This window comes from Hymenobacter negativus, from assembly GCF_017571495.1.
Taxonomy (GTDB): Bacteria; Bacteroidota; Bacteroidia; order Cytophagales; family Hymenobacteraceae; genus Hymenobacter; species Hymenobacter negativus.
Genome location: NZ_JAGETZ010000023.1, coordinates 56,871 through 79,653, shown reverse-complemented (window position 1 = coordinate 79,653; position 22,783 = coordinate 56,871). Strand labels below are relative to the sequence as shown.

17 protein-coding genes and 3 pseudogenes are annotated in these 22,783 nt (G+C 61.2%); 12 read left to right on the top strand and 8 right to left on the bottom strand.

Annotation, left to right across the window (positions count from 1 at the left end):
- The first annotated feature begins 225 nt into the window (after positions 1-225).
- From J4E00_RS28320 to J4E00_RS28295, 6 genes and pseudogenes are all read left to right on the top strand, one after another.
- A complete protein-coding gene (locus J4E00_RS28320) occupies positions 226-828 on the top strand; it encodes a recombinase family protein (RefSeq protein WP_236050312.1) in 603 nt (200 codons plus the stop codon).
- A gap of 55 nt (positions 829-883) precedes the next feature.
- Positions 884-2,002, top strand: a complete 1,119-nt coding sequence (locus J4E00_RS28315) for a Fic family protein (protein WP_208178729.1) — start codon at positions 884-886, stop codon at positions 2,000-2,002.
- A 299-nt stretch (positions 2,003-2,301) separates the two neighbouring features.
- Entirely contained in the window at positions 2,302-2,721 is a 420-nt protein-coding gene (locus tag J4E00_RS28310; protein ID WP_208178728.1) for an FG-GAP repeat domain-containing protein, read from the top strand.
- On the top strand, positions 2,712-3,215 hold the full coding sequence (locus J4E00_RS28305; RefSeq protein ID WP_208178727.1) for a T9SS type A sorting domain-containing protein: 504 nt from the start codon (positions 2,712-2,714) through the stop codon (positions 3,213-3,215). The genes J4E00_RS28310 and J4E00_RS28305 overlap by 10 nt, the downstream gene beginning before the upstream one ends.
- A gap of 227 nt (positions 3,216-3,442) precedes the next feature.
- Positions 3,443-3,727: pseudogene (locus J4E00_RS28300) on the top strand (transposase); the annotation flags it as partial.
- A gap of 158 nt (positions 3,728-3,885) precedes the next feature.
- Entirely contained in the window at positions 3,886-4,113 is a 228-nt protein-coding gene (locus J4E00_RS28295) for a transposase (RefSeq protein ID WP_317196687.1), read from the top strand.
- A gap of 25 nt (positions 4,114-4,138) precedes the next feature.
- Here the strand turns inward: J4E00_RS28295 and J4E00_RS28290 are convergent, their stop codons facing one another.
- From J4E00_RS28290 to J4E00_RS28280, 3 genes are all read right to left on the bottom strand, one after another.
- On the bottom strand, positions 4,139-4,567 hold the full coding sequence (locus tag J4E00_RS28290; RefSeq protein ID WP_208178724.1) for a hypothetical protein: 429 nt from the start codon (positions 4,565-4,567) through the stop codon (positions 4,139-4,141).
- A gap of 115 nt (positions 4,568-4,682) precedes the next feature.
- Positions 4,683-4,916, bottom strand: a complete 234-nt coding sequence (locus J4E00_RS28285) for a hypothetical protein (RefSeq protein WP_208178723.1) — start codon at positions 4,914-4,916, stop codon at positions 4,683-4,685.
- 323 nt (positions 4,917-5,239) lie between these two features.
- A complete protein-coding gene (locus tag J4E00_RS28280) occupies positions 5,240-5,590 on the bottom strand; it encodes a hypothetical protein (RefSeq protein ID WP_208178722.1) in 351 nt (116 codons plus the stop codon).
- Positions 5,591-5,715: 125 nt separating this feature from the next.
- Between J4E00_RS28280 and J4E00_RS28275 the strand changes: the two genes are divergently transcribed.
- Complete coding sequence (locus J4E00_RS28275) at positions 5,716-6,096, top strand: hypothetical protein (RefSeq protein ID WP_208178721.1); 381 nt, start codon at positions 5,716-5,718, stop codon at positions 6,094-6,096.
- A gap of 191 nt (positions 6,097-6,287) precedes the next feature.
- Here the strand turns inward: J4E00_RS28275 and J4E00_RS30370 are convergent.
- The 4 genes and pseudogenes from J4E00_RS30370 to J4E00_RS28260 form a co-directional block, all read right to left on the bottom strand.
- A pseudogene (locus tag J4E00_RS30370) lies at positions 6,288-6,425 on the bottom strand (hypothetical protein); the annotation flags it as partial.
- Positions 6,426-6,633: 208 nt separating this feature from the next.
- Positions 6,634-8,910: a pentapeptide repeat-containing protein gene (locus J4E00_RS28270; protein ID WP_208178720.1), complete on the bottom strand. Its 2,277-nt coding sequence runs from the start codon at positions 8,908-8,910 to the stop codon at positions 6,634-6,636.
- A gap of 142 nt (positions 8,911-9,052) precedes the next feature.
- Positions 9,053-10,765, bottom strand: coding sequence for a hypothetical protein (locus J4E00_RS28265; RefSeq protein WP_208178719.1), 1,713 nt, complete (start codon positions 10,763-10,765; stop codon positions 9,053-9,055).
- Between the two features lie 39 nt (positions 10,766-10,804).
- Positions 10,805-14,623 carry a hypothetical protein gene (locus J4E00_RS28260; protein WP_208178718.1) on the bottom strand — a complete coding sequence of 1,273 codons (3,819 nt, stop codon included), beginning with the start codon at positions 14,621-14,623 and terminating at the stop codon, positions 10,805-10,807.
- Between the two features lie 1,227 nt (positions 14,624-15,850).
- Between J4E00_RS28260 and J4E00_RS28255 the strand changes: the two genes are divergently transcribed.
- The 4 genes and pseudogenes from J4E00_RS28255 to J4E00_RS28240 all read left to right on the top strand — a co-directional run bounded on the left by J4E00_RS28255 (position 15,851) and on the right by J4E00_RS28240 (position 17,428).
- A complete protein-coding gene (locus J4E00_RS28255) occupies positions 15,851-16,345 on the top strand; it encodes a transposase (RefSeq protein ID WP_208178717.1) in 495 nt (164 codons plus the stop codon).
- 12 nt (positions 16,346-16,357) lie between these two features.
- Positions 16,358-16,552: pseudogene (locus tag J4E00_RS28250) on the top strand (IS3 family transposase); the annotation flags it as partial.
- A 113-nt stretch (positions 16,553-16,665) separates the two neighbouring features.
- Entirely contained in the window at positions 16,666-16,914 is a 249-nt protein-coding gene (locus J4E00_RS28245) for a DDE-type integrase/transposase/recombinase (protein ID WP_208178716.1), read from the top strand.
- A 232-nt stretch (positions 16,915-17,146) separates the two neighbouring features.
- Entirely contained in the window at positions 17,147-17,428 is a 282-nt protein-coding gene (locus J4E00_RS28240; RefSeq protein ID WP_208178715.1) for a hypothetical protein, read from the top strand.
- Positions 17,429-17,701: 273 nt separating this feature from the next.
- On the opposite strand, the gene J4E00_RS28235 is transcribed toward J4E00_RS28240, so the two are convergent.
- On the bottom strand, positions 17,702-20,719 hold the full coding sequence (locus J4E00_RS28235; protein ID WP_208178714.1) for an ATP-binding protein: 3,018 nt from the start codon (positions 20,717-20,719) through the stop codon (positions 17,702-17,704).
- A 303-nt stretch (positions 20,720-21,022) separates the two neighbouring features.
- On the opposite strand from J4E00_RS28235, the gene J4E00_RS28230 reads away from it, so the two are divergent.
- A complete protein-coding gene (locus tag J4E00_RS28230) occupies positions 21,023-22,768 on the top strand; it encodes a T9SS type A sorting domain-containing protein (protein WP_208178713.1) in 1,746 nt (581 codons plus the stop codon).
- Positions 22,769-22,783: the final 15 nt, after the last annotated feature.

Here is a 22,783-nt window from a genome sequence, read left to right as displayed (position 1 = left end):
CCTCTGTTGTTTCCCATCGTTGGGGCGGTAAGTCTTGTAGCATAGCCTCGAAGGTAAATCATCCCATTTTAAGGCTCCTTTCCGCAAATTACTAAACGACGCAGTCTGCAAGTTCTGCGACGGCCTTGCATGGGCGTTTGCTGCCGTTGTCGAGTTTAAGAAACTCGTCTATCATTCAAAGTTTATGAAACTGCGTTAGCAGATGAGTTTCGTAAACTCTTACTCATGAAGATTGGCTACGCCCGCGTCTCGACCCGTGACCAAAACTTGGAACTCCAACTCGACGCCCTAACCCAGGCCGGCTGCGAGCTCATCTACCAGGAGAAAGCCTCCGGCACGCTGGCTGCCCGGGTCAAACTCGCCAAACGCCTCTTGCAAGTGCGCCCGGGCGACACGGTCTACATCTACAAGCTCGACCGGCTAGGCCGCTCGTTTAAGCACCTGCTCGACTTGGTGGCCGACCTGCAGCACCACGGCATCGGCCTCATCTCGCTCATCGACGCCATCAACACGGTCTCGGCGCAAGGCCGGCTCGTGCTCAACTTGTTTGCGTCGCTGGCCGAGGTCGACCGCGAGCTTATCCGCGAGCGCACCTTAGCCGGCCTAGCCGCGGCGCGTGTCTGGGGCCGCGTCGGCGGCCGCAAGCCCGGCTTGTCCGAGGAAGCCCAGCGCACGGCCCGCGCCGCCGAGTTGTCCTATAAGGTCCGCACGCTGAGCGTCGACGACATGGTCCGCAGCCTGTGCATCTGCTCTACAAGTACCTGCACCACCGCGGCGTGGCCCTGCACGCCCAGCCCTTGCCCAGTCCCGTGGCCCCCCGTCCCCTAAAATAAGCACCCAGGCTGGAAGATGCGGCGAATAAGGAGTATATTCACCGCAGATTATGCGGAGATTAGGCCCTTACATTCACCAACGCCCAAACTGGCCGGCCTTTACTTGGGACCCAGCGGCCTTGGAATCGCTGTTGGGCAAGGTGCGCCACCAACAGGGCCGCCTGTTAGGCCGGCTGGACGCGCTGGGCGTGGACCTGAGGGCCGAAGCCACACTGCGTACGCTCACGCTCGACGTGCTCAAGTCCAGCGAAATCGAAGGCGAATTGCTGCCCCCAGCCTCGGTGCGTTCCTCCATCGCCCGGCGCCTGGGGCTGGAGCAAGCCGCGCTGCCCCCGGCCGACCGGCGGGTAGAGGGCGTGGTGGCCATGCTGCTTGACGCCACCCAGCAGGCTGCGGCGCCGCTGACCGCCGCGCGCCTGTTCGGCTGGCACGCGGCCTTGTTCCCCACGGGCTACAGCGGGCTGTACCCGCTGCAGGTGGGGGCTTGGCGCACGGGGCCCATGCAAGTGGTGTCCGGACCGTTGGGCCGCGAGCGCGTACATTACGACGCGCCCGCAGCGGCAGACCTGGACGAGCAGATGCGGCAGTTTCTGGACTGGTTCAACGCCGATCAGGGCCTGGACCCCGTCCTTAAAGCGGGGCTGGCGCACTTCTGGTTTGTGACGATTCACCCCTTCGACGATGGCAACGGGCGCATCGCCCGCGCCATTGCCGACTTGCAATTGGCCCGGGCCGACGGCACGGGCCAGCGCTGCTACAGCATGTCCGCCCAAATCCAGGCCGAGCGCCAGGCCTACTACGACCTGCTCGAATCCAGCCAGCGCGGCCCGATAGACGTCACGCCCTGGCTGGATTGGTTCTTGGGCTGCTTGGGCCGGGCGCTGCAGGCGGCCGAGCAGACGCTGGGGCAGGTGCTGGCCAAGGCCCGCTTCTGGGAGCAGCACCGGGACGCGGCGTTCACAGCCCGGCAGCGCCAGCTGCTCACGCGGATACTCGACGGCTTCGAAGGCAAGTTCACCACGGCCAAATGGGCGCGCATGGCCCACTGCTCGCAGGATACGGCCGGCCGCGACATCGCCGACCTAGTGGCCAAGGGCGTGCTGGTACACGAAGGCGCCGGCGGGCGTAGCACCAGCTACCGCTTGGCGCCCGAACCAGCGGCCCGATAAGTCACCTGCCGCCGGGGCAACCGCGAAAGGGCTCACAATGGGCTCACTGCAATGACTTGTCTAGAAAGTCCGTTTGGTAAAAGGAGGATAATATTGTATCCGCTTGCAGCCGCAAACCGTCGTATCCGAGTACAGGATAAGTCGGAAGCAACCGGCAACCACAAGGCAACTCCGACCATGGCATCAATGAAAAACCTGCATTCCAGCACCGTCCAGTCCATTGCCGTCCCCTTTTTGCTGGCCGTATCGGGGGACGCTCGCCCAAGTGCCTCATATTACGGGCATCTTGCCGTTGGCGAATGCGCCCGCAGTTCCCCGCACCCCTCACCGTCGGCTTCGACCAAGCCCTGACGGCTGGCTCCACGGGCGCCCTTCGGGTCTTCAGCAGCGAGCGCGGTGGGCTGCGCAGCTGCGGTGCTTCGCCGGCGCTGGCAAGCGGGACCACGGCCCGTTTCGCGCCGACGCCTTATCCCTGGATGCCCGGCGAAACGGTGGCGTACACAGTGACAACCGGCGCGGCGGGGAGCGGCGGTAACCTGGCGCAGGGGCGGGTGGGGCAGTTTACGGCCGCCGTGGCCGGTACGGGGACGGGCCAGTTCACCGCTGAGATGACCTTAAATGTGAAGGGGAGACCGAGTTGTGTGGCGGCGGCCGACGTCGATGGCGACCTGAACCTGCTGACGACCGGGGGGGCACCAGAAGCCTTACCTTGCTCTTGAACAACGGCAGCGGGGCGTTCGGCACCAACCGGCTTATCGGTGTGAGAGGCTTCCCGTCTAGTGTGGCCGTGGGCGACGTGGACGGCGACCTAGATGCGCTCACGGCTAACTACAGCAGCATCTTCACCAACCAAAGCGACGATTTGGACGAGGACGGGGACCTGGATTTGGTAACGGCCAACGACGGCACCAGCACCGGCACAGTCAGCATTCGGTTAAACCAGTTTGTTTTGTCAGTGAATCCAGGAAATGCTTCGGCCTCCGGACAACCGCTCATCCTCTCGCCCAACCCGTCCCGCGCGGCCAGCGTCGTGGCCGTAACGGGCCTGCGCGCCCGTGCGCAGGTGCACGTTTTCGACGTTTTGGGGCGAGCGGTAGTCATGGCCACCGCCAACGCGGCCGGCGCGGTTTGGCTGGAACTGCCGGTGGGCATGGCTCCGGGCCTGTACGGCCTGCGGGGCGGCGGACGGGCAGCGTGCTTGGTGGTAGAATAGGCGGCAGGGTCTGAGAAGCCCTTGGGGAAGGGCCATCAAGTGCCGTCGTCTTTTTGACTAGCCAGCCCAAACTGCGTACACTCGTTGAGGTTAACGCAAACGGTGGTCTAGGTTGTACGGACAATTACCTTTGCATTCGTGAGCAATCTGGATGAAATCAGTAACCGAGCGAGGGCAGCTTTGGCTCCTCACTTGTCGGGCAAAGCCGGCGATGTTGGCCGACAGGTGTTGATAACCGCCTCTTTATCAACGCCGTGTTCTGGGCGGCACGCCACGGAAGCGCTTGGCGCGCACTGCCGGCTCGCTTTGGCAAGCACGACACGTTGCGCAAGCGCAGCCAGCGCTGGGCCCAAAAAGGCATTTGGCCGCGCTTGTTCGAGGCCGTGCAGGAACCCGACCTGGACTGGGTGATGCACGATTCGACCGTGGTGCAGGACCACGCGCAGGCGGCGGGCAGCCGAAAAAAAGCCGCGTCGGCGACGAAGCCCTCGGCCGCAGCCGCGGCGGGCTGACGACCAAAATTCACGCCATCGCCGACGCGTTGGGCAACCCGCTGCGCGTGGTACTCGGCCCAGGCCAGCAAGCTGATTGCCGACGCGTAGCCGACCTGCTGCCGGCCGCTGAGGGCGCGGACAACGCGCTGGCGGACAAGGACTAATATACAGAAAACATACTTACCCACGTGGCCGCTACCGGGGCGCAAGCCGTGATTCCCAGCAAAAAGAACTGCCTCGCCCAACGCGTGATTGAGCGAAACCTTTACCAGGACCGCAACAAGGTCGAACGCTTTTTCAGCCGCCTCAAGCAATTTCGCCGTCGGGCCACGCGCTACGAGAAAACGGCTAGTAGCTTCTTGGGAATGGTGCATTTCGTTTTAGCCCTGTTGTGGCTCCGCTAATTGTCCGTACAACCAGTTAATGAGGTTATTTCTTAGCCGAAGCAAGAGGATAGATGGTGAACACCACCAAATCCGAACCGGCTTCCACGCGGCCCGTAGGTCCAACCTGCCAAATTCCCTCGCCCGTTTCGGTGAACGAGGAAGGGCGCACGAGGAGTGTATAGCGTTTCAACATGCCGGTTTTCGGCAGTCGGTCGAGCCGGATGAGGTTGTCAGTTCGCGTGTAGTGACCGGTCACCACGTCGGTCGAGCCAAAACCCAAGTTCTCGTACCGAAACGTGCCATCGGCTTGAAATTGGAGCAAAGTGCCGTTCACGCCGGAGTCATAGGAAGCGAACAACAACACGGGGCTGGCGGGGGGGGCTGGCACTAGGTAGTGAAAGAGGGCCCCACCCAACCACGCCAGCGCCGCCGCACCTACCAGCCATGCGGAAACCGAAAAGAATTTGTTCATAAGAGGCACTAGTACCGCAAGGCGCGCAGCATAAAGCCTGGCGCCAAGCGGTTCACGCAAATGGTCCAAATAAAATAACTATGGTAATGCCGCCTATCTGGGGCTTACACAGACACTATTCAAAATGCCAATAGTTGATGCCAATGCTGTTTTCTAAGAAGGGCAGTCGGTGTTTCTTATGCCCTCTGACATTGGGAAAGCGTTTGCGGTCAAAGGGAAAGGTGTCCATTCCAAAGGTCCAGAGCGGCACGAGGCGGTTGCAGGTCACGGGTACGAGTTCGAAGCGCACCGAGGTGCCGCCGCAGCTAACGGATGCCCTTCCTTTCCGGCCATACAGCCGGTCAGCCATGTTAAAAAAGGGGCCGGACCGTGGGCTCGCAGCGTATTCCCGTCCATAACTAGCGTCCCCACGAAATCAAGAGGCGACAGCTAGCTGACGGCCGTCCGTTTCGAAAGCGAGCGCGAGGCGGGTTACTCGCCCCATTGCCGGGACCGAAAAGGCACTCACTAGAGGCAATAAGACTGAGCATAGTGCGGTCATTAGGGAGCGGCAGTAGGCTTCCAAGGTATCCCCTAGCCTTTCGGCGACGGTGGCGCGGACCATCAAACTCGATTTGTCTAAACGGTACTGGTCTAAACGTGCTCTGTTTTGTGAAACGAGGGGTATCTTACTTATTTACACTCCCTCATTATGTACGGGTCCTCCCCGTGATGAACGATATAGGTAAAGTCTTTATCAGCAAAACTCGTACTCGCGCTGTTACTGGGCGGCAGGAAATGGAAGGAGTTGACATCGATGGTCGCCAAGCTGATGGTGCCTGGGCGGGAAGCAGGCCCGTTTATTTCACTATCCATCACGGTCAGATACCGGTCGCCGGCAACGACAAACCGCTCTTTAGTGAAATAAGTAACCTGTATTGGCCCCTTCAGTACCGTAGCTAAGCGGAAGTTTGCCACCTGAAAAAGGGAGTAGCTGGCGGCCATTAGGCCGAACAGCGTCAATGCTTTGGCGGTATTATTCATTCCTCTGGTGGTGCTTCATGTAGACAAGCGTCTGCAATAACGGTCCAGATGCAATAACGAGTGTGTTTTGCGTTTCCAACACCGAACCTCTCCTTTTCCAGTTTGTTTTCAGCTGCGTCGCGTCCATGAATTTCAGCGTTCCGGTTTTCCTTGGCCTCGTTTGCCTGGTTGCCAAGCCCTACGGGCTACCACCGAGCGGCCGTGGCAGACCCGGGCCGCCGTTGGTTAGCAAAGCGGTGGTGTACACGCACTTTTTGCCGGGTGGCAGCACCAAGGGCCTCGCCATCGCCTTTCACCGCCCCGCGGATTACCCCGGCGCGGTTGACACGGCCGACCTCAACCGTGCCGGCCGGGTGAGCGGCACCGACCTCAGCCGCTTGCTGGCGGAAGCCAAACGGAAAAAACATTACCCCATGAAAATCGCCGGCATCCGGTTCGCCGGCCAACTGGCTATAGCCGGGGGCCGCATGCCTTTCTGTACTGCCCCTCGGTGCTCATCGACTTAACTGAGCGGGTGACCTCATTCCCCGCAACTGCCAGCCGCGCTGGGAAGCGATGTTCTTGGCTTTGTCGGAAGGAATATAACGGCGCCCCCGTGGCACCGGCCGAGCCGCTCCTGTGACACGGGCCAAAGTTCGCCGTTGCATAATTCACGAGTGCGCATTCACTTAAACGGTCCGAATAAAATAACGAGCGTTCAGGTTGCCGGCTGGTGAGCGGCCCCGTTTAGGGGCAAGGCCACGGATAAGATGGTGCCTTCCTGACTCTCCACGCGGAGCGTGCCGCCGTGGCCCTGGGTGATGATATCGTGGCTCGACGAGAGGCCCAGACCCGTCCGACGAACACTCTGCCCGCGTGGCCCTGGTGCAGCAACTCACATGGGCCTACTTACGCAATGCCCTTTACCCCGTAGACCTTGCCTGGCGCATTGCCGTGCTGCTTTTCAAGCCAACGCCTTTGGGGCAGTTGATAGGTAAATAGCCCGCAGTCGGCGTTCTGCCAGGATTGGGCAGGGGCAGCAGCCGTTCACTTATTCTGGCTGTTTAAAATGGCGCGGGGCCAGTGGTCAGCATCTGCTCCCAACTGAGGCCTGGGTAGTTGGCTGGATAGCCGTTGGGGCATAGCGAGCCCGCGTCGATAGCCGCCTGGTATGCCGTTGTCGCACCGACCGCAATGCCGTATTCATAAAGGGGGGTATTAGCTAGCCATAACTCTGTAGTGCCAAAAGCGTGTACCCCATCAGATGCTAGGCAGAGTTGGTAAAACTGATAGATGACAGGTTTGGCCGAGCACGTATCGTTGACGTTGGTAATAACCCAGTTGGTAGCATTGGTAATAGTGTCGCCGATGCTCAGGGGGTAGCCGTTGGTTATGAAGTTGGCAGCCAGCGGGCCACTCACCGCCGCCTGAGCAAGGGTGCTCTGCACGGCCGGGCTCAATTGAAACAACCGCTTGCTCGTGCCGGCGTTGGACACGTAGTAGTTGGCATCGACTAGGTAAGTGGTTGAAGTAGCGGCGTCTACAATGGTCCAGGCCGACTGATTGGCCAGCGTAGCCTGCGCGCTCATCGGGTAGCCTTGGGCAGCGAAGTACTGCTGCACCGGCACCAGGTTGTTGCTCTGCAAGTATGCCTCGTACGACAAGGGCAAGATTAGCAGCGGTACGCCCGTTGGCAAGGCAATGGCCGCGTTGGTGAAAACAACCTGGTTCAAGGTCGCATTTGTGAAATCGGTCCCCTGAAACTGCGCGCCAGCGAAGTTGGCTCGTACGTTGTTCAGGTCGGGGCCAAGGTGCGCCCCCGCCAGACTGGCTTGCAAAAACAGGCTTTGCGAAGCTTGGGTACCTAAAAACTGCGCCTGGTTGAACGAAGCTTCCAGCAGCAGCGCCCCACTCAGGTTGGCCGATTCGAAATCGGCGTTGCTGCCCGACGCTTGGCTGCCCGTCCAGCTTACCCCCGCCAGATTGGCCGCAAACAGGTTGGCGCTGGTGAACACTGCATCGGTCAACAGGGCCCCGGTCAGGTCAGCTGCCGCCGTGCTGCCGTACTGGTACACGACCAACTGCTGGAGCGCGGTGCTGAGGAGGATGCTGTACGTGTCGTCGCCGTTCTCAATGCGCCAGTTCTGACCGTTGACGACGGTAACCACCGTAGCTGAAGTCGCCAGCGTTATGCCAGCATTGGAAAAAGCCGCACTTACGTCGGTCGGCACATGCACGGTCCCGTTCAATTCGGCAGCATCGGTCGTAGGTAGAGTGAACAACTCCTGCTTGGCTCCTAACTGGGCACTCTGAAACGTGGTCCCCGACAGGTTGGCGCGGGTGAAAACGGCCCCGTAGCAGGTTGCCTGTGCAAAAATGGCGTTCTGAAAACTGCTGTCGGCGGCTACTAAGCCCACCAGGTTGGCTTTGGTGAAGTTGGTGCTATTGCCGGAGGCGCCCTGGGCCAGCAGGCAGCCGCTGAGGTTGGCCCCCGTCAAATTGAGGTTGTCCAGTACGGCCCCCGTTAGGGTGGCAGCTACCAGGTTGGCGTTGGTGAAGTCCACCACCGTAGTGGCGTTGCCCAGCACGGTGCCGGCCCCCTGGCAGCCCGTAAGCAGAATCCCCCGGGCGCTGGCTGGTACGCCCCAGTTCACGGCCGAAATATCGGTAGCCGCCGTGGTGAAAGATGCTGTGTCTAAGGTGGCCCCGTCGAATTGGGTTCCGCTCAGAATAGCTCCTGTAAACGTTGCCCCGGTCAGGTTGGCATTGTTGAATTTCGTACCAGTCAGGTCGGCGCTGCTGAAATTAGCCCCCGTAAAATTGACCCCAGTGAAGTCGGCCCCAGCCAGGCAGACCGTCGTCAGGTCGGCTTGCTGGGCCTGCCCGGCTGCTTGAATGGCCGCGGTGCCGGGCGTTACCTGGGTGGCGTTGAACAGCGAGTAGTAGCCCAACACCCCGTTCACATCGTTGATGGTCAGGTAAGGAGTGACGCTATTGTTAGAATAGTAAACCGTTTGCCAGCCGGTGAAGGCATCGAGCTGCCAAGTTTGCTGGGACAGGTCACTGCCCAGTTGCAACAGGGCCGCGTCCGCTAGGTCGGTGGCAAAATCCAACTGCCCGGCATCCACATTAAGGGCCAGAAACTGCTGGTTACCAAGTTGCACGACGCTGCCGGTACTGTCGCCGTAAACCAGGCAGGTTTCCAAGTCGGTCACCGCCGCAGCGGCCATACCTGGCAGGTAAGTGTTGCCCGGTAGGCGTATGGCTGTCAGATAGTTCTGCGGTGCGGGGCTGGTCGACTGGAAAGAGAATTTTCCCAGAAAAGGAGGCAAGGTGGTCATGGGCTACCGGGCAAGGCGCGGCGGGTAGCCGGCCGGTTTATTGGGATACGGCAAGGGTAAAAGGTGGCCAACGCCTAGCGTGGTTTTCAGGTGAACGCCCCGGCGGGTATGCCGTGGATACGTTAACTGGCCTGGAACTGCGCTAGCCGTTCAACGCCTGCACGTTGGCTGTGATGGCAACGTAGCCCTGCGGTTGCACGCTGATGGCGAACGGCTGGTTGTTGGTGCCATTGGTCAATTCGTAGCCGAAGCCGCTGAGGATGGGCAGCGCCACTCCCGTCTGGCCCATGGCCTGTAGCAGCGTGTCGTACTGCGGGTCAACCGCGCTCCAGACTGCGCTCAGGCCGCTTGAGTTGGTGGGGAAATTTGCGACGGTGCTGGAGATGAACGTGAAAGAAGTGCTGGTCGCATCCGTGGTTACTTCCGTAAAGTCGAACAGCAGCGTCTGGGCGCTATTGGTGGTGCCGAGCTTCAGGTTCGTCAGTAAATCCGTGCGCTGCATGGAGAAGATGATATTGGGCTGCGGTGTACTGGTGGTCAGAATGTTGAGCTGCAATTGCAAGTCGTGCGTAACGACGGCCCCGGTGGCGATGACGGCCTGCTGCACTAAGCTGTAGTACTGGCTGGCTACGCCCTGCTGGCTCAGGTCGCTTTCCAATGTGGTCGTGTCTAAGTAGATGTTGCCGCTCAGGTTGTTGAAAATGGCCGTGTAGGCCGCTTGCGGCAGGGTGCCCGCCATCACATCGGTCTGCAGCGCCTGAAGGGCCGCCGTGCTGATGGCGTACACATTCTGGAAAGACACGGTCGGTGCTTGCAGTGGCGTGACGACCGCCTGCATTTTATAGCTGGAATAGGGTTTCAACGCCACAATCGACCCGACGTAGGTGCTGACGGCCAACGCGGCCGGGTCCGACAGGTCACTGGGCATGACTTTGAAGCGGAGCAGGCCGGCCTGAAAGTAGGCCCAGTACAGGGCATCGAGTTCGTAGGATGCCACGTAAAGGGTCAAGTGCTGGCCGGTGGTGGGAGCGGCCGGCACGGGCAGGTTGGGTAGGACGGTGCTGGTATACTCGGTGCCATTCCAGGTCACAGCGCCGGTGCCGCCGGCTGCAATGCTGGCATTGCCGGGAAAGGTCAGCCCTGAAGGGCCGCTTCCAAAATCGTAGGTGATGGAAGCCGTCAGGTTGATGGGAAGCCCAAGGGAATCGAGCAGGGTGGGGATGCTGCTCGCCAGCAGAGAATTGAAGTCGAGGCTGTCGACGGCATCTTGCACGGCCTTGGCGGCGCTGGGGCCAAAGCAGGAGTTGCTTTGCCCGGCCAGGATGCTGTTTTTAGGCACGGTGAAGGTTCCAGCCTGGGCCGTGCCGGTGGCGCTGTTGACGGTGAAGTTGTACGCCCCGTTGGCATAGGCCAGTGTCACGACCAGCGTCAGCACCAGCGAACTGAAGGGCTGCGCAAACGGAAACGAACCGCTGCCCGGCGTGGCGGGCTGGCAGTGGGCCGGGCCAATTTCCGGTGCCACGCAGTAGGATTCGTCGTAGGTTTCGGTCCAGGTGTAGGCGGCGTTGAAGCCGCCCGTAGTGAGCACGAGCGTGAACTGCCCGGCCGTGGTGGCCGACTGGGTGAACGACGTGAAGGTGGCCGAAACGCCGTCGATGCTGCCACTGGTCAGGTTAACGGCAACGCTGCTGTAATTGTACCAGTCCGTACCGCCAGGACTCTGAAAATCGGGCGGGTTAGCCGTCACGTTCTGGGGGACCAGGTTCGTCAGGTGCTGCTGCACAATCGGCGTGAGCACCTGCTGGCCGATGAACTGCACGCCGGCCGGGGCAATGGCAACGGTAATGGATTGCATGGGATAGCAAAAAAAGAATAGGAAAAGGCTGGAGCCCGGCTACAGCGGAATGGTGTATACCTGCAACTCACCGCCCGCGCGGAAAACCTCGTACAGCGTCGGTGAATTGTGCACCTGGTAGTAACCGGGCGACACGGTGGTGATGTAGGCATTGGAGCCCAGCGTAATGTTCTGCTGCTGGAAATACTGCTGCACCAGGCTGATATTGTCCTGCGCAAAGGCCGGCTCGTCGGCAACCGGCAACGAAAACAGGGGGGGGGTAGGTATCCAGTGGCTGACGGTGGGCTCGGGCCGGCCGCTCTGTGCTTGGTAGTCCAGGGTGTAAACGTTGCGCCACATGTCCACGCATAGCTTGGCAGCCACCACGTTCTGTGGCGTGCTGGTAACGCTTGGGTCGGGTGTGCGCACGATAAACGTGCCGTCGGTATTGTAGAGGTCTAGGTAATAGTCGCTGGGGCTGCTGCCGTTGCCCTGGTACGACAGCACGTAGATGACGCCCTGCGCCTCCACGGCCATGTCCAGGTACAGCAGCGTTTCGTTGGCCGGGTTATAAAGGTTGAAGTAGGAAACTGAGCTGTTGACGGTAAGCAGCGTGCTGGCTTCCACCACGTAGGTAGCCGCCGCCACGGTATCGACCAGCAGCCATTCGGCGTCTTTGCTCACTACCGAAATCCTGTACTGCGTGATGAGGCGGAACACCGCTAGGCTGCCGCTCTGGTTGCTGACCTGGTAGCTGGTGCCCTGCTGCGGGTCGGTAATGGTCCACGCACTGCCAGCCGTTTGCACCGTGATGTAGGTGCTCACGGATGGGTCGCTCATGTGGGCAGGGTCGTAGCAGAGCGTAATGCCGTTGGCCGTGAAGGCATTAATAATTGGGTCGTTGGCTGCTTGCATCGTGCCGCTGTCCAGCTCCGCAGCTAGGCTGCTGTCCAACGTCAGCACGTACGTGCGGTAGGCATTCTGAAAGCCTTGCTGTAGCGTGTCGGGCAGGGTCTGGCTGTTAAGGGCCGCCACGGTATCGGCATCGGGCGTCAGGCTGAATACCAGGCCGGCGTTGAAGCTAGGGGCGGGGTTGCCGTTGGTGTCGAATGCCTGCACACGCTGGTTGATGGTTTCGAGCACCAGCACCCGCCCGTCGGGGGTGATGGCCAAGGCGCGGGGCCCTTGCAGCAGCCCCTGCCGCACCCCTTGCCCCGCCACCATCTGCGCGTCGGGGGCCTGCGCGTCGGGCACGGCCTGCGCGGGTAGCTGCAAAATCTCCATTTTGTGGTACTGCCACGACACGCCGATAACCGCCCCGCTCGGGTGCACGGCCAGTGCGTCGAGCGTGGGCAAGTGAAAGCGCCCCCAGCTCATCAGCGGGTCGGCGCTCAGGCCGAAGTCATTGCCAGCGCCGTCGCCCAGGGCTATGTCGCGCAGCATAAAGCTCCCGTTGCGCGGGTCCAGCACAAAATTGTTGGGCTGAGTCGTTTGGCTGGGCGTCGGGTCGTAGGCGAGCAAAGGCTGGTTGGTCAAGCCGATGCTACTCTGCATGAGCGCCGACCCAGGGTTGGCCAACACCGATAGGTTCTGTAGCACAAACTCTTGCCCGTTGTATGGGGTGCTGCCCGGTGCATCAAGCGGCCGGTCCAGGCCCGAGGCGCGCCAGGCGTAGCCCACCTGGAAAGCACTGTTGCTGACCGTAATGCCGGCCGGCTGGCAGATGGTGCCCCCGTTGCCGCAATCAAGCCCCGCCACCGTCGTGGCCGAAGGCTGGCCTACCTGCCACTGGTAAGTGCTGTCGGCATACACCGCCGTTTCCTTATACACGTACTGCGCGTCTTTGGTCAGCGGCACCAGCAGTTCTGTGATGGTGGCATTGCCCAGTGCCAGCGTATCGCCGGTGGTCGGAGCCGCCGTGGTCCAGTTGCCCTGGTAGTTGCCGGCCAGCCAGCCCGAAGCCGAATACACGCCGAAGACCACGCACACCTGCCCTCCGGCAGCAATATTGGCGAACTCCAGATTGACGGGGGTTCCGCTTGTGGTAGCGGGCAGCGGCCCGCTTAGCACCTGGCTCATGCCATCTTGGTACATGAGCGTGGCCACATATCGCGAGGCCACAGCCGGCCACACGGCTTCATTACCGCCGTGGTTAGGGTCGGGACCTATGGTAATGGTCACATTAATGCTGCGCGTAACCTCTATTTGCAGCGTAGCCGGCGACGAGAGTATTTCCCCGGTTGTGACGGCCATTTCGGCAAAGTCGACGCCTCCGGCCATTATCTTCAGAATCCAGCCTATTGGCCCGAAAGCGCTGGCTAGCTCTCCGGCTGTCACCTGGCTCAGGATGTATGTAGACAACTGCTCCAGCGCTTTATGCACGATAATGCCGGCCACCGCGTCGGCGAATGCAAGAAGCAGACTCTCGGTACTGGGACCTGCCAGGGTGGCATTGGTTTCGGTGCCCACTATCGGGATGATGACCGACAGCACGGCCTTGGCGTTTTCCGGTTCTTTCACGAACTCGGTCAGGAAACTGGTGCTGGATAGCACCTGCCCGGCCACCAAGAAAATGCCCGGCACGCCGTAGTTGAAAAATCCGGTGCACAACGCCCCCGCCGGCGAAACGTCGCCGTCCCAAGCCGACGTGCCGAAGCTGCCGAAGTAAAGGCGCACCGCATTGGCCTGTCCCATCGGCACGGTCAGGGTGGTAGGGTCAGTGGGAACGGGCAGGCCCATTAAGGTATTAACGGCGCCAACCATTCCTATAAACTCCTTGTCCGATAAAGGATTGCCTTTGTCATCCAATAGCTCATAGTAAGCCGATAGGTAACGCAGATACACGTTCGACACCTGAATGGACATGTTGTTGTCAGAGTCGATGGTAGGATTGGGCGATACCACCTGCAAGCCGTGCGAAGACGTGGTCGGACTCACGGACCAATCGTAGTAAGTGGACTCCGACCGGGCGGCCACGCCTACGGTATTCGGTGCCTCGGTGGGGGCTGCGTAGTGGTTCGCCGTAAACCCAGGAGTCATGCTCCAGGTCTGGTTTTGTAGCACCAAGTCGTTGTAAGCGGTTCGCTTGGCTCCAGCTACGGGACTGGCCGCCGCCTGCATGGTCGCCGTCGACAAGCTATAGGTGCTGACCGGCTCGCCCGCTTGCAGGTACACCGTCGAGCCTTCTTGCAACGTGATGCCGCTGGTTATCGGGTTGCCCTTCACATCGGTGCATTGCACGGTTGAAGCCCAGGCTGTGCCTTGGTCGCTGATGCTAGTGGCCAGCGTCTGCATGGCGTTGTATTGGTCAGGGTTATCGGCAGCGGCGGGCGCAATGTGCGAGTGTAGCACGCGGGTGGCCACGTAAGGCTGCGTAGTACCCAGTTCAGGGTGATGAAAGAGCAGGCCGCTAGCTGTACTTGATGGGTCTTGCAGCAACTGCGCTGAAGTTACGGCGCGCAGGTAGTCCGGCCCCATTTCGGTCGGAAGGGCAATGCTGTAACGGTCGTGCATGACGTGTGGGACCAGCCGGCCCTTGGCCTGACTTTCGGCTGCAAAGTGCCGCTCCACGTACGCCTCTGGCAGCAGCAGGCCTACGTGCAACGGCCACCCCAGGCGCACGGCGGGGTCGGGGTTAGGCGCGCTTACCCGTACCCAGGCAATGCCGTGCGCGGGCAGGGCGGCATCGGGCAGTTCCACATAGTGCGTAAACTGTTGCTGCTGCTCAACGGCGAGTTGCGCAAAGCAATAATTGTTGGCAATGGCGGCCTCGCGCGAAGCAATGGCATGCGGTAGCAGCGGCCAGGGTTGGCCGGCCACTTCACATCGCAGATTCTGAAGCTCCGGCAGATGGGCCAGACTAAAATGCAGCGTAGGCATACGAGAGTAGGGGGTTAAACAATGAGTAGATATTATGTTCCCGTTCAAAAACACCAGCTATGCTGCCCGGCGGTTAAATAGCGCGTCAGGGTCTGCTCGCCTAATAGTTACCCGATTGGTGAGGGGAAATTCATGCGTGGTCATTTGCGACGGGCTACTTGGCCCATGGCATCGGCCAAAACTGCTCTCACAAGCCGGCTTCCCGTGCTCCATCAGTTCGTCGGCCTATTGTAAGGTATGCCAAGCAAGTGCCCAAAGGGAAGGCGTCTTGGCAGTTATGATGAAGAGGCCAAAAAGTGTGGTGCAGGTAGGTTTTGTAAAAATATTTACTCTGGCGACACCCAACAATAAAAGGATATGAACTACTGAATTTGGGTAGTGAACTACCGGATTTGGGTAGTGAACTACGTCCCCCGAAGTGTGGAAAGCGGATACGACTCCTTCCTCATCCCGACTTTTCAAGCTAAATCTCCGAAGGCATAGGGTAAGAAAATTGCTATGTAATCGTTGGTATATGTCGCGCGTTGTTTATCCTACTGATTCCACGGACGCTGAATGGATTCTAGTAGCGCCTCATGGCCATGGCCGGCCGCCTCTTCACTCAAATCGAAAGCTGCTGAACGCTGTTTTTCTATACAAGCGCGCGAGGTAGGTGTGGCAATTGTTGCCACACGATGTACCACCCTAGCGTACGGTGGATAAGCGATTTGGGGCGGCAAGATGGAACCTGGAACTAATGGAGAAATGGATTGCGGCGGGCCGTGGAGAGCATTGGCACGCAGTCGTGCAGATGGGTACACGGCCACAATGCGGGCAAGCAAGTAGCTGGCCTTACGCGCCACCTAGTGGTCGACACGGAAGACATACCCTTGGCGGTGCCGGTGCAATCGGCTTCGTTGCCCTGTTGGGCGTGGACCCGTACTGGCCGAAGCCAAGATGCATGCGCCCGGCCTGCACCACGTGTGGTGAAGCGTTGCCAATGCCAAGGCTGCGGTAAGCAACGGTAAGCCGAGTCAACCTATTCTATTCGTAAAATGACGAATACGAGCCGTTCTCCAATATCAAGTTGGGTACAGTTGGAGCCCCTATGCGAAACGCTTGTTCAAAGCCCACTGTAATCGACCAGCCGGCCGGGCACTGGTTAACTCTGGAACGTAAATCTGAACTTGCGGAGAGTGAGGTGGTCTAGGCAAGACGGATAGAAGAAGGACGTATAGTTCTTCAGTCGTGGCAACCCAAACCAACGGGGCGTCGCCCGACGAACGACGCAAATACGACGAGGCGTTTAAGGTCGAGGCGCTACGCCTGGCCGGTGAAAGCCGCAGCACGCAGGCCGCGGCCCGGCAGTTGGGCACCGGCTCCAAGCTGCGCTACCGCTGGCAGCAGGCGCAGCTCGTGGCCGAAGTGAGCAGCGAAGAAGTAGCCCGTGACCCGGAGGTGCGAGCCCTGCGCGCCCGGCTGAAACGGGCCGAGCAGGAACTCGATATTTTAAAAAAAAGCCGTGGTCAGCGCCTGCTTGATGCACAGGCTCGGCCAACCGACCCGGTGAGCGCCTCCCAGCACATCGCCCAGCGCCAGGCCCACGTGCCCGTGCGCCAGCGCTGCCAGTTGCTGTGCGTGGCCCCGGCCGCCTACTATGCGTGGCGGCGCGCCGGCCAGCAACTCGTTGCCGAGCCGGTCTGGCAAGTGGCGGTGCGCGAAGCGTTTGCGTACCACAGCTAGCGTTACGGCACGCGCCGGCTGCGGGCCGAACTGCAGGCCCAGGGTCACGCCGTGGGCCGCTGGTGCATGCGCCGCGTGCTCAAGGCCCACGGCTTGCGGGCCCAGCAACCGCGCTCGTTTGTGCCGCGCACGACCGATTCCGACCCGGCCGTGCGCGCCGTGCCCAACCGCTTGCTGGACCCGCCGGCCCCCAATGCCCCGAATTGAGTATGGGTCGGCGACATCACCTATTTGCCCCGCCAGAGCGGCGGCTGGCTGTATCTGGCCGTGTGGCTGGACCGTTGCTCGCGCAAAATTGTGGGCTGGGACGTGCGCGCGCGATGCCCGAAGACCTGGTCAGCGAGGCCCTGCGCCGCGCCCGGCTGGGGCGCCGGCCCCCGGCCGGGCTCGTCATCTACTCCGACCAAGGCAGCCAGTACACGGCCCCCCGCTTCAAGGGCCTGGTCGCTAAACACGGTGCCCAGCAAAGCATGAGCCGGCGCGGCAACTGTTACGACAACGCCCACGCCGAATCGTTTCGGAGGCGCCTCAAGGCCGAACTGCTCGACGGCGGGAGCTTTCCTGGCTGACCGAAGCCAAACTCGACATCAGCCACCAAATCACCTACTACAACACTGAGCGACAGCATTCTGCGCTCGGCTAGCAATCGCCCAACCACTTCGAAACGCAACTTCAAACAACATCCCAATTGTGTCCGGATTAGCTAGAACAACTCAAAATTAATGAGCGTAATAGTGAACAGCGAGGTATCGTGTACTTTTCATCCCCGATAGTTAACACTCGGGCTATTTCCTTCTGCTGATGCCACTGTTGCTCAACAAGACATCACCGATAGAATTTGGCCTATGGATATTTAGCATTCCTGCGCTCGGGCTCTATGTCGGCTTTCTGGCCTTGCTGGTCAACCACAAATCGTTTGGGTGGCGCCTCATAGGTTTCCTTGTGGCCGTTGCCGTGGCCCTATTTGGCCTGTTTTTGTATAAGTACCTGACGTGGTGGAGCAGCATCTTGATGTTTAGCCCGTTACTCACCGGTATGTACGGGGTCTACTTCATGCCCCGGAAGGCATCCGTGAAGCAATAGAAGTTCACGAAAACGGTCGTTTTACTGCAAGGTAGAGCCGTTCAAATTACTCCCCGAAAAAAAGGCCTCGTATACTTTCGTTATGCACCCCTATTTAGCAGAGGCAATCACAGTCGCTTTGTTGTTGTTAAGCCGCTGGTCATAAAAGGGCGACTAGCTGAATTCGAGGTTACGCTCAAACTCGGTTCAGGTGTTGGTAGCATTACGTTGCCGGAAAATGCTGCCCAGCCGTCTGAGCTCTAAAAAGCTGTGCCCCTAGGGCCAGCACAACTGTTAAACAGCCCTTTTCGAACGGGCTTCGCCGGGCGGATAGCCGAAATGGCGGGCGAAGCTGGTCGAAAAATTGGCGGGATTGCTGTAGCCGACTTGGTAGGCGATTTCCGACACGGTGCCCACTTGCCCCACCAGCAGCTCATGCGCCCGGTTTAGCCGTACCGCGCGGATGAAGTCGCCGGGGGCCTGGCCGGTGAGGGCCTTGAGTTTGCGGTGGAGCTGGGTCCGGCTCAGGGCCACCTGCCGGGCGAGGGTTTCCACGTTGAAGGTTTCATCGTCGAGGTGCTGAATCACTACTTGCTGCACCCGCGCCACGAAGGCCTGCTCCAGCGAGGGCAGGCCCAGGCCGGTGGAGGCGACCAAGCCGCGCCGGTAGACGTCGCGCAACAGCTGGCGGCTGCGCAATAGACTAGCGATGGTGGCCAGCAACTCGGTGGGGTGAAAGGGCTTGGACAGGTAGGCATCGACTCCGGTATGCAGCCCTTCGAGCTTGCTTTCCAAGCCCGCTTGGGCCGTGAGCAGCACGACGGGGATGTGGCTGGTACGCTCGTCCTGGCGCAGGGCGCGGCACACGCCGTGCCCGTCGAGGCGCGGCATCATCACGTCGGTGAGCACGAAGTCGGGTACCTGCTCCCGGGCCAGCGCCACGCCAGCTTCGCCGTCGGCGGCTTCCAGTACTTGGTAGTGAGGAGCCAAAGTAGACCGCAAAAAGGCCCGTACCTCAGCATTATCTTCGATAACCAGTACCTGAACGGGCTCGGCCGCTTGCGCTTTGGATACGACCAAGTGCGGCTCCGTGAAGTGCGGCTTTGTGACTGGCTCAGCCGTGAGCAATGGGCCCGCAGCGGGCGCGGCGAGGTGGCGCACCGGCAGGCGCACGACCGCCGTGGTGCCGCAGGTGGGCGCGCTGTGGAGCACGATGGTGCCACCGTGTAACTCGACCAATTCTTTCGTGAGCGCGAGACCAATGCCGGAGCCCTCCTGCTCGCGCGTACTTGAACTGTCGGCCTGGAAGAATCGGTCGAACACATGCGGCAGTTGCGCAGGGGCGATGCCTTGGCCGGTGTCGTGCACGGTCAGCTCCACCCACTCCTCGCCCGATGGTACCTCGGCGGTCTGGGCCAACCGCACCGCTACTTGCCCTCCGCTGGGCGTGAATTTGAAGGCATTGGAGAGCAGGTTGTAAACTATTTTTTCCAGCTTGCCGGGGTCGAAATCCAGAAGCAGCGCGGCTTGGTCGGCGGCAAAGGAACAGGCGAGGCACCGTTGCTGCGCCAGCGACTCAAATGAGCCCACGAGGCCGCGCACGAACGGCACCAGGTCGGCGGAAACCGGCTCCAGCGCCAAGTGGCCGGCTTCGAGCTTGCTCAAATCCAGGAGTTGGTTGATGAGGCGCAGCAGGTGCTGGGCATTGCGCTGCACCAGGGTGGCTTGCTGGCGCACGGCTGGCTGCTGCGACTCGGCCACGATTTGCTCGGCCGGGCCGAGCATGAGTGTGAGCGGGGTCCGAAATTCGTGGGTGAGGTTGGTGAAGAAGCGCGACTTGGCCTCGTCGAGCGTCTGCAGCTGGTCGGCCTGCGCCGTGATTTCCGCCTTCTGGGCGGCCAGCACCGTGTTTTGCCGCTGAATTTCCTCGGTGCGGCGCTGCACGGTGCTTTCTAGTTGCTCGTTTTGGGCGCTGATGAGCTGCTGGCGCTCAGCTTCCTGGCGGCGGGTTTGGGCGGATAGCTCCTGTACTTGGCGCAGCTGCACTTCGAGGCTGCGGCGCGTCACGGCAAAATCACGGGCCAGGTAGAGCGAAAGGCAGACGGGCAGCAGCAGCAGGCCTACCTGCACGCCCAAATCGTAGGGCAGCGCCACGTCGTTGCTGCGCTGCTGAAATATGCTGCTAGCGGTAAAGACATACACCAGCAACGTGCCCAGCGCCCCCACCGCCACCAGCCAGATGCCCGGCTGACGTCGCCGCAGGGCCCCGCCCAGCACCCAAAACATGTTGAGAAAGGACAGCACCACCAGCGCATCACTCACCCGCTTGATGCCCCCAAGCGAATGCCCCGCGTACCAGGCCACCACGCCTAGCCAGCCGCCCCCCAGCAGCAGCAGCCACCACCACGGAATACGCCGCTGGCAAATGGCGTACGCAAAGGCCAGTAGCATCACGCTGCCCAGCGCCAGACTCGTCTCAAAGCCCACATTACTCCAAAAGCGCACCTTCATCTCGCTCTGAACGAACGAGGAGTACCGGAACCAGTCCGTGGCAAATAGGGCGGCCATGTAGAGGCTGCCGTAGAGGTTAGCACGCTGGGCCCGGTAGTAAAGAAAGAGAAACAGATGCAGCAGCATCAGTACGGCGGAGCCTGCCAGGCCAATGATGTTGACATCGGCCAGGCGTAGGATAGTCAGGTTTTCGGCGATGAGGCGCGGGGCCGGGGCCACCCGCACCGTAAAACCGCTGTTCCCCTCCGCCGGCCGGGGGTCGAACTGGGCGTAGCGGACGGCGAGCAGATGCGGGCCGGCTTCGCGCAGCATAAAGGGTAACGTCTGGTAGCTCGGCCACCAGCCCGTGGTGGTAGCACGCGAAGTGCCCGGGGTGCCCAAGCGCCCCAGCAGTTGTCCATCCAAGTAAATTTCCGAGGCCCCCGCGTGGCGAAAGCGAAAGCCCAACGGCTGCCCAAGCAAAGCCGAATCGAGGGTAAACCGAACCCGAAAGCAGCCCGTGCCGCGCCAGCCCACCGGGCCTTTCTTGAACGGAAACGAGGCATCGACCAACGGCCAAGTGTGGTCGTCGGTGGCTGGGCTGGCCCACCCGGCTGGTTGGCCCGGCTGGTAGCGCCAGCGCAAGCCAGGTCCCAGGCGCTGCATGGCATCGGCCGTAACCTGAGGGGATGTGAGGCGCACCAAGGCGCTGTTGGGCGCGGCCGGAACGATGGACGCCCCCCGGCGAGCCGGCTGGGCGTGGGCGGGCGGCCCGCTAATGAGCAGGCTGCTGAGCAAGGCGACAAAGTGGCGAATGTTCATCGGCAGCGGCGGGCACGAAAGGCAATGCCACCGGGCCCACACGGCTAAGGTAAAGCTGGCGAGCTTGATAGTCAGCATATTTATTGCCTGACCAACGGATAACCTCTCCCCGTGGTCTTGCGAGGCCGAACCCGCCCAAGCGGTACGGCGCAACCTCAGCAAACACATTTGCAACGTGCGCAAAAGCCCATCGGGGTCGGCTCTCCGTGCTTTGCAACCGCTCCAGCGCTATCCATTTTCAATGGCTGCGCTTGCCAGCAAGGTTTCCTCCAATAGCCGGCTTCGGCCAAAAAACTTACTTCTATGAAAACAACCTCGACTTTTTTACCTGTGCGCAGCCGGGCTCTCTACTTAAGCAGCCTGCTGACTCTGCTTCTGAGCTTTGCGGCACGGGCGCAGTTTTCGGCTTCTCCGAGCACGCCGCTGGCGGTGTGCAGCGCGACCGGCAACCAACTGGACGTGCAGGCGTTTGCCGACGGGGCAGGGGGCTCTTACGTGGCATGGATTGACCGGCGCGCGGGCAGCCAGAGCGGCCCCGGCACGGCGCTCTACGCGCAACACCTCGACGCTGCCGGCACCCCGCTGCTGGCCGCCAACGGCCTGCGCCTGTTCCAAACCCGGGGGCGCGAAATCTGGGGCATGAAAGCCGTGCCCTGGCAGAGCGGCATGCTCGTAGCCTGGGTGCAGGGGGCTTTCGGCATTGGCGGCGACAGCGTGCGCTGCCAGTATTACGATGCCGCCGGCACCCCGCAGTGGGCCCAACCGGCCTTAATCGCCCGCCGCAACATGACGGTTTCGCCCAGCGTCATCTTTGTTTCCGAGAATGGCCTGAACATCATTCCCACCAGTACGGGTGCCCTCATCACGCACGACCTGGCCATAAGCGGGAACAGCGCCCGCTTCACCTTCAATGAGGTGAGTCCCGCGGGCGCCGTGCGCTGGGCCCTCAATGCCAACCAGGTCGAGGTGGTCTCGCCCAACAATTATCCGCTGCCTAACTACCGCACGGTCAGCGACGGGGCCGACGGCTTCTACCTGGTCGCGCACAGCTCGTACTCCATTGGGATACAAGTCCAGCGCTTTCAGGGCAGCAACCGCTTGTGGACCACCAATACGGTGCTTTCGGCCGACGGGCCGGCGGGCCGGGGCGATGGCACCCCGCAGCCCGTGCTCGACCCGGCCGGCAACCTCTACGTGGCCTGGACCTCGTTTGGCGGCGACGCGCTGGTGTCGAAAATATTGCCCACCGGCGCGCTGGGCTGGCCCAGTCCCGGCTACGTGAATTTGTGCACCTTCGCCTCGCAACAAGCTAATCCGCACGCCATCTGGCACAACAACGCCCTGTGGATGGTGTGGGAAGACAACCGGTTGGGAACAACCAGCTACAACTGCTACGCCCAGAAAATAGACGCGGCCGGCACCCTGGCCTGGAGTCCCGCCGGCGTACCCGTTTACGACCAGCCGGCGCAGTACCTGCGTCCCCGGCTGGCGCCGTCCGACAATGGTTCGGTGATGGCTTTCTACCGAACAAATACTGCTTTTCATGCCCAGAAGCTGTTGCCGACAGGCAGCGCCGCGTTTGCCGCCAACGGGGTGGCGCTGAGCTCGGTGGCGGTCAATCAGGTCAATTTTCTGGATGCTACGGCGACATACCTGGACCATGCGCCCGTGAGCCAGCCCAACGGCTCGGTGCAGGTGTACTGGTCGACGGTGGGCGCCGGGGGGCTAAACCAGGACATCCTCGCCGCGCGGGTGCAATCCTCCGGTTCGCTCCTTGGAACCGCTACCCGCGCGGCAGCCGCGCTGGGCTTTGGGGTGTTTCCGAACCCGGCCGCCGGTGAGGTGCGCCTGCGCTACTCGCCCACCGGGCCGTTCCCGACCGGGCTACGCCTCTACGACGGGCAAGGCCGGCTGGTGCGCGCCTTCGCCCCGCCGACCGGCTCCGCGGGCGCACTCTCACTGCGCGGGCTGGCGGCGGGCATCTACGTGCTGCGGGCCGAGCTGGCGGGCCAGCCCGTGAGCTGCCGCGTGGCGGTGGCTATGGAGTAACGCCGCGGCTACTTT